Origin of the sequence: Microcystis sp. M165S2 (assembly GCF_020245885.1) — a bacterium.
GTDB lineage: Bacteria > Cyanobacteriota > Cyanobacteriia > Cyanobacteriales > Microcystaceae > Microcystis.
On record NZ_JADBTZ010000317.1, the window covers coordinates 25,867 to 32,565 of the forward strand.

The 6,699-nt window shown below is 40.8% G+C and carries 6 protein-coding genes; 2 read left to right on the plus strand and 4 right to left on the minus strand.

Going from position 1 to position 6,699, the window contains the following annotated elements; genetic code table 11:
• Positions 1-2 precede the first annotated feature (2 nt).
• Positions 3-977 (plus strand): MvdD family ATP-grasp ribosomal peptide maturase, encoded by a 975-nt coding sequence (locus IM479_RS15825; RefSeq protein ID WP_287686896.1) that lies wholly within the window; start codon positions 3-5, stop codon positions 975-977.
• Positions 978-1,193: 216 nt separating this feature from the next.
• On the opposite strand, the gene IM479_RS15830 is transcribed toward IM479_RS15825, so the two are convergent.
• The 4 genes from IM479_RS15830 to IM479_RS15845 form a co-directional block, all read right to left on the minus strand.
• Positions 1,194-1,727, minus strand: a complete 534-nt coding sequence (locus IM479_RS15830; protein WP_287686897.1) for a GNAT family N-acetyltransferase — start codon at positions 1,725-1,727, stop codon at positions 1,194-1,196.
• 307 nt (positions 1,728-2,034) lie between these two features.
• Positions 2,035-4,098 carry an ABC transporter ATP-binding protein/permease gene (locus tag IM479_RS15835; RefSeq protein WP_287686899.1) on the minus strand — a complete coding sequence of 688 codons (2,064 nt, stop codon included), beginning with the start codon at positions 4,096-4,098 and terminating at the stop codon, positions 2,035-2,037.
• Between the two features lie 236 nt (positions 4,099-4,334).
• Positions 4,335-4,589, minus strand: coding sequence for a DUF7219 family protein (locus IM479_RS15840; protein ID WP_286825667.1), 255 nt, complete (start codon positions 4,587-4,589; stop codon positions 4,335-4,337).
• A 65-nt stretch (positions 4,590-4,654) separates the two neighbouring features.
• Complete coding sequence (locus IM479_RS15845) at positions 4,655-5,632, minus strand: NAD(P)/FAD-dependent oxidoreductase (RefSeq protein WP_287676303.1); 978 nt, start codon at positions 5,630-5,632, stop codon at positions 4,655-4,657.
• A 97-nt stretch (positions 5,633-5,729) separates the two neighbouring features.
• Here IM479_RS15845 and IM479_RS15850 point away from each other — a divergent pair, with 97 nt between their 5' ends.
• Positions 5,730-6,557, plus strand: a complete 828-nt coding sequence (locus IM479_RS15850; protein WP_286825669.1) for a YaaW family protein — start codon at positions 5,730-5,732, stop codon at positions 6,555-6,557.
• Positions 6,558-6,699: the final 142 nt, after the last annotated feature.

Below are 6,699 nucleotides of genomic sequence, written 5' to 3' on the forward strand. Positions count from 1 at the left end.
TTATGACCGTTTTACTTGTTACTTTTAGCCGCGATAATGAAAGTATTCCTCTGGTAATCAAAGCCATAGAAAGCATGGGTAAAAAAGCCTTCCGTTTTGACACGGATCGCTTCCCTACAGAGGTGAAAGTTGATCTTTACTCAGACGATAAAAAAGGCGGAATTATTACCGATGGAGAACAAAAATTAGAGCTAAAAGAAGTTTCTGCTGTCTGGTATCGACGCATGAGATACGGACAAAAATTACCCGATGGAATGGATAGTCAATTTCGCGAAGCTTCTCTTAAGGAATGTCGGTTAAGTATTCGAGGAATGATTGCTAGTTTATCTGGCTTTCATCTTGATCCAATTGCTAAGGTAGATCATGCCAATCATAAACAATTGCAGTTACAAGTGGCGCGACAATTAGGTTTATTAATTCCTGGGACTTTAACTTCTAATCATCCTGAAGCTGTCAAGCAATTTGCTCAGGAGTTTGAAGCGACGGGAATTGTGACTAAAATGCTTTCTCAATTTGCTATTTATGGAGACAACCAAGAGGAAATGGTTGTTTTTACCAGTCCTGTTACTAAGGAAGACCTAGATAATTTGGAAGGTTTGCAATTTTGTCCCATGACTTTTCAGGAAAACATTCCTAAAGCCTTGGAATTACGCATCACTATCGTCGGTGAACAAATATTTACGGCGGCGATTAATTCCCAACAATTAGACGGCGCTATCTACGATTGGCGAAAAGAGGGAAGAGCGCTACATCAACAATGGCAACCCTACGATTTACCGAAAACTATTGAAAAGCAACTACTTGAATTAATGAAATATTTCGGTCTCAATTATGGTGCAATTGATATGATTGTCACACCAGATGAACGTTATATCTTTTTAGAAATTAATCCCGTTGGTGAGTTTTTCTGGCTAGAACTTTATCCTCCTTATTTTCCCATCTCCCAAGCAATCGCTGAAATCCTAGTTAACTCATAAACCAACAAATACAGAGCCAGAGTATTTTATCGCATCGACGAGGCTCTGACTCCAGATTTCCCCCCCGACTCCTGACTTGAAAGAGGGTGTGGGGTGTGGGGTGTAGAGTGTGGGGTGTAGGGTGTGGGAAGTGGGGAAGTGGGAAGTTTTCTCAGTGAACTGATAACTGATAACTGATAACTGATAACTGACTCCTAACCCCACCAACAAACTTTTTCAGCAAACCCTACTTAATTTCCAGACCAAGACTTTCTCTCGTGCTTCTATCAGATTCATGCCTATTTTTTCTAAAACTCGCTTTGAAGCTATATTATCGGGAGCGCAGCCGGCGGTCACTGTTTGCATACCAGGTTGAGAAAGTGTCCAGTCCATCATTGCTTTTGTCGCCTCGGATGCGTAGCCTTGTCGTCGATATAACGGCGCTACTTGATAGCCAATTTCTACAGCATCTGTGGGTAAACCTGTGACATCAGGAATAATTTTGATCATCACATGACCAATAAGGGTATTTTCTGTTTGATGAATAATTAAACTCCCCCACCCCCACTCATTTTGTAAGGGGAATTGCAGCAAAATATTCGCAATATCAGGGAAAGCTTGAATCAAATCTTGTTCGGCCCAGTCAGCAGCAACTTTTACCCCAAAAATTGTTGCTAATTCATCGATACTTATGATTGCCGCTTTCAGAAGTTCAAGCTTTAAGGGGACTAAATATAATCGTTCCGTCACCAGTTTTTCCAGTGCTTTCATTTGATAAAATTCCTATACCAGTTATCAGTTATCAGTTATCAGTTATCAGTTATCAGTTATCAGTTATCAGTTATCAGTTATAGCAAAGACCAAGGTGCTTAGGACAATCCATCGCTGAAACCCTGTTCAGATAAGAGTTTGAAAATTGAAAGCGTCCTAAATAACCCATTATTTGCTATAGTAGCTTGTTAATCAACTTACCCAGCAAAAACCTCATTCTCTAGTTCTCCTGAGAGGGGGAGGTCTGAAAAATTTTCCCTACCCCCCACACTCTGTCTCACTTTCAATCTGTTTGTCACCCCATTAGCTATATTCTCACCCATTTTAAGGTTTTTGGGTCTTTATCGTAACGATAATTAAAACCATCTTTGGCAGTAATAATTTTACCTAAACTGGCTCGATTACGAACGCTACTTAAAGAATAATCAGTTAGGGACTGCATTTGTTGATGGGACAAACCTTCAGTTATTTCAGAAACTCCTGCAATTTCCGCATCATGCTCAGTTTTAACCTCAAACAAAGGCTCTATTTTTACCGCCGAAAAATCTTCTAATTTTTTTGACATCATGACCATGTCATTAACTTTCTTGCGCTGATAATCTTCTACAGTTGACAGCTGCCAATGGGAATTTTCTGTTAACTCTAAGACCCATCGATGATAATTAAATAAACTTTCCCGATGACCAACACTAATAAAAGTGGTTTCACTTTCCTGTAATTGCCGATATAAACTGGCTTCATTGGCCAAATCTAAAGCACTGGTTGCTTCATCTAAGATAGTAAAGGTAGGTTTAGTGATTAATAGTCGAGCAAAAGCTAATCTTTGTTGTTCTCCGAGGGATAAAATCTGTTCCCAATTGACTTCTTTATCTAAGCTATTTTTGTCAGTTAATAAATGTTGAAGATTGACTTTTTTTAAGATATTTTCTAATTCTTCATCGCTCAGCTGCTCATTGGTATGGGGATAAAGTAATTGCTGGCGTAAACTGCCAAGGATAATATAAGGACGTTGGGGTAAAAATAACATTTTAGCTAAAGAAGGACGTACTAAACGACCACTACCCGCTTTCCATAAACCGGCGATTGCTCGTAACAAGGAACTTTTTCCTCGACCACTGGGGCCAATAATCAGTAAACTTTCTCCCAAAGGGACAGAAACCGATAAATTCTCCACAATTACCTTTTCATAATCGGGAGTTTGTAGGGTAAAATTTTCAAAAGCTAGACGATTATCTTCCAGGGTGGTAATGCGACTTAAGTTTTTCGGCTCTTCACTGGCAACTTTTAAGGCATCTGTCAAGGTAGCTAACCGTTCAATATAACTTGAAACTTTACCCGATGTTCCCCATTCAGTAATTAATTGTCCCAAGGCATTAGAAAAAAGGAAACAGCATAAACTCGCTTGACTAATTTCCCCATAATCGATTTCGTTTTTAATAAACATGGGGGTCAAAATAAACATTGAAAATACACTAATCGCTGACTGATAACCCCGATTAAAAAGATTATTAAACCGTTCCCAATTTATCAGGTTTTCCGAGCTTTGAATAACCCGTTGAAAACGGCCTTCAATGATTTTTTCTTCCTGCTCTTCTCCCTGAAAAAAAGCAATGGATTCGGCGTGGTTACGCACATGGGTTAAAGCATAATTATAATCAGCTTTATTATTAAGCTCAGATTGATTAATTTTGTTTAATTCTTGAGTTAGATAAATTGCTATTAAATTTCCTGCGATCGTATAAATTATTAGATAAACCGCAATTTGCCGAGAAATTGTCCAAAGAATAATCGCAAAAGTAATCATTTGTAACCCTTTTTCCACGAAGGTAATTAAAAACCTCATGGTCATGGTCGTAATTGGTTCAATTTCTTGAGATAATCTTTGATCGGGATTCTTTAAAGCTGAGGTAAAATCAATGTTATAATAAGCGCGATCATTGAGATATTTTTTAACGGTTTGTTTCGTTAACCACTTATACCAATCTAAGGCTACTTTGCGACGAATAAATTGAGAAAAAGCAAATAAACCCGTTGTTAATATAATCAACAAACTGGATAACCACAGCGTATTTAGATATTTAGAAAGATCTCTATCTTCAATAATAATATCGAGTACATAACGATTCCAGTAGCTACTAAAAGCTTCTACCCCCACCGTTGCCAAGATACTTAAAAGGATCAAAGCTGACATTCCCCAAGAAATGATCACATCTCCAAAGGCACGTCCATTTAACTCCGTTGGATACCAATAGGGTTGAGCCACAATTTTTAGGCTTTCCCAAAATTGACCAAATAGTGAAAAGGGATTCTTGGAGGACTGGTCGGACACCACAGGGTTTTCCGTTGCTTGTTTAGTAGTATATTGGGGCATCTACATCCAATTGGTGGTTCTTTTACTGTTCTCTTGACAACTCAATATCACATTGTAGCGGGAGAATTACCTCTTGTTGTCTTTTGATAACATTTTTATCTCGAAGTAGCAGTTTTAGGGGTGCAGTATGAAAGTGACCTATGACTAAGAACTACTTTACCCACTTTTGTTACTGTGCCACTTTACAATACTGTTTACTGTTTACTGTTTACTGATCACTGAAAAACCCCCATCTCTCAATCTCCGTGATCCTCAAAATGATTAGCTAGTAGGAATTTTTGACTGGCATTCAACTCTTGCCAAAGCTGGTTAATTTTCTCGTAAGCTTCCGTGGAGGTAATCTTTCCCCCAGTGTGTAAACCAGCGATAAAAGAGACTCTCAGGGCGAATTCCTGCAAATTAGCGTTAAAAACTAAATTTTGTGGCGTGAATAAACCCCTGTAGCTGGTTTTAGGGTAGAGAAAGTTATCTTTAGAATTGAATTTTTCCATTGTGACCGACCCCCCAGTATAGGATACCTACATTATTATATATTTAACCTTTTGTTAATCCAAGCTTAACCTAAGAATTTAAACCTGTCTCTAGATTCTTCAGAGAGTAGCTGCTGAACTTGATTAGCTGCCGCTATCCCGGAAGTTAAGGCCGTTTCTAGGGAAGAATTTCTCGATAAATCTCCTCCTTGACACCAATCACCACAGGCAACTAGCGGTAAAGGACTATTAACACTTAAACAGGGTACAGCTAAACCCTGACGGACTAAAGCATAACGCCAACGGTGAATCCAGGACCAATCGGGGAGAGGCAAAGAAGCACGAGAGAGCAAATCTAGCTTAACTGCTTCTAAATCCTCGCTATCGAGATATTTAACCGCAAAATCTCCACTACTATGCACAACAAAGACATAATCAGGGGATGATTGCCGTTTACTGCTATCAAGTCCTAACCAAGCGATATCGGTGGAGGGAGCAACTGCGGGTAAAGAATCGCCATAACCCACCATTACCGTTAAACAGGGATCGTAAACGATTGATCGCAATTCTGGCATAGTAGTTATGTGAGAGTTTTCTAACAATAACGCTGCTTGCGGGGCGGGAATAGCCAAGACAATCACTGGAAACTCTCCCCGAATTTGGCCGTTATTGTTTAAAACCCATTTTTCTTGACGATTTTCCAGACGAGTAACCAGAAAATCTCGTTCAATTTCTAAATCTTTAGCTAAAAATTTCGCCACGCTATTGATGCCAGAAGGAGCAACATAGCTAGAATCAAACCAAGAAGTAACTATATTCTCTCTCAGGAGATTATCAATTAAAGCCGCCGTTTTTTCGCCCTGAATAGTCAAAAAAGGCAAGCCATGATCCACAGCCATCTCTTGATTGGCTCGGTTAACCCGTCGCGTGGCTAAACGACCACCAATGCCTCTAGACTTATCAAATAGCTTAACAGTATAACCTCGATCGCACAACTGACGAGCGCAGGTTAACCCGGCTAAACCCGCGCCAATGATCCCAACATTAATCGAAAAATTTGTCACTAGCCTTCCTAATCCTGTAAACCCTTGAGTTAATATTAGTAGTAATCGGCACTAGCGAAACTAAGTTGATTATTGGGGACCAGGAGGACAAACCACATTGGACGAACTACGCACAGCTTTGGAGTTAGCCACCGAGGAGGAACTACAGCAAATCACTAACATCCTCTTTTGCCGTCGTTTTAACCCTCTCGATTATCTACGAGCGCCGGACGCAATCGCCGTTCAAAGTCAAGATTGGGAAAGTTGGTTAGATAGTGTCGAGGATCGTTTTCGTTACCTGGCTGCCGATGGTGTGACAGTATTAAAAGGTCAAACGGAAAAAGTTAGTTATCGTCAAATTCTGGTCCGTGTCTGTCATTTCCTCAAGGTTCCCTACTCCCAAAAAATGCCGACAACGGAAATTGAAGCGGAAATCTATCTTCACCTCGTTAACAAAGCTTGGAAACGTCTCCCCCCATCGGAACAAAAATCCCTCTCGACTCAAATTCAAAAAGCGCTCGCGGATTCCCACACTCCCCAACCCTTACCGGTTCACCTACAACACAATCCCCTCGATATAGTCCTCAAAGGCAGTAGCGTCATCGCCATTAATTCTATCCTGAAACCGATTCTGCTCAAACATATCGCCGGGCAGTTCGCTCTCCATTTTGTCCGCTATCAAGGGGCAAAAACGGCCGTAGTCCAGGGTGGGGCAATTGTTAATCAAATCGCCCTACAAACGGCTAAACAGGGCATGACTAGGGCGGCAGCCCGCTATGGAGCGGTCAGAACCGTGTTAAGTTTGGTAGGACCGGCTCTATGGGGTTGGTTTATTGCTGATCTCGGTTGGAAAGCGATCGCCACCGATTACGGCCGGATTATCCCGACTATTTTTGCCCTTGCCCAAATTCGTCTGACTCGTGAGGATTGTTGGCAACCTGCCTAGCTTGACATCCTCGCCGCCCTAAAAGTGCGGCGATTCCTAAACCTCACGATTTAAGTTTCTGCTTCCACCACCGTCGCATACCACAGTTAAAAAACCATGTACTGTCTTACACAGAGTCCACAGACTTTCGCCCCATTTCAGA

Bases quoted from the DNA above. Each gene is read 5' to 3' on its own strand.
- IM479_RS15825 (WP_287686896.1), top strand. From the start codon at position 3: ATGACCGTTTTACTTGTTACTTTTAGCCGCGATAATGAAAGTATTCCT.
- IM479_RS15830 (WP_287686897.1), bottom strand. From the start codon at position 1,727: ATGAAAGCACTGGAAAAACTGGTGACGGAACGATTATATTTAGTCCCC.
- IM479_RS15835 (WP_287686899.1), bottom strand. From the start codon at position 4,098: ATGCCCCAATATACTACTAAACAAGCAACGGAAAACCCTGTGGTGTCC.
- IM479_RS15840 (WP_286825667.1), bottom strand. From the start codon at position 4,589: ATGGAAAAATTCAATTCTAAAGATAACTTTCTCTACCCTAAAACCAGC.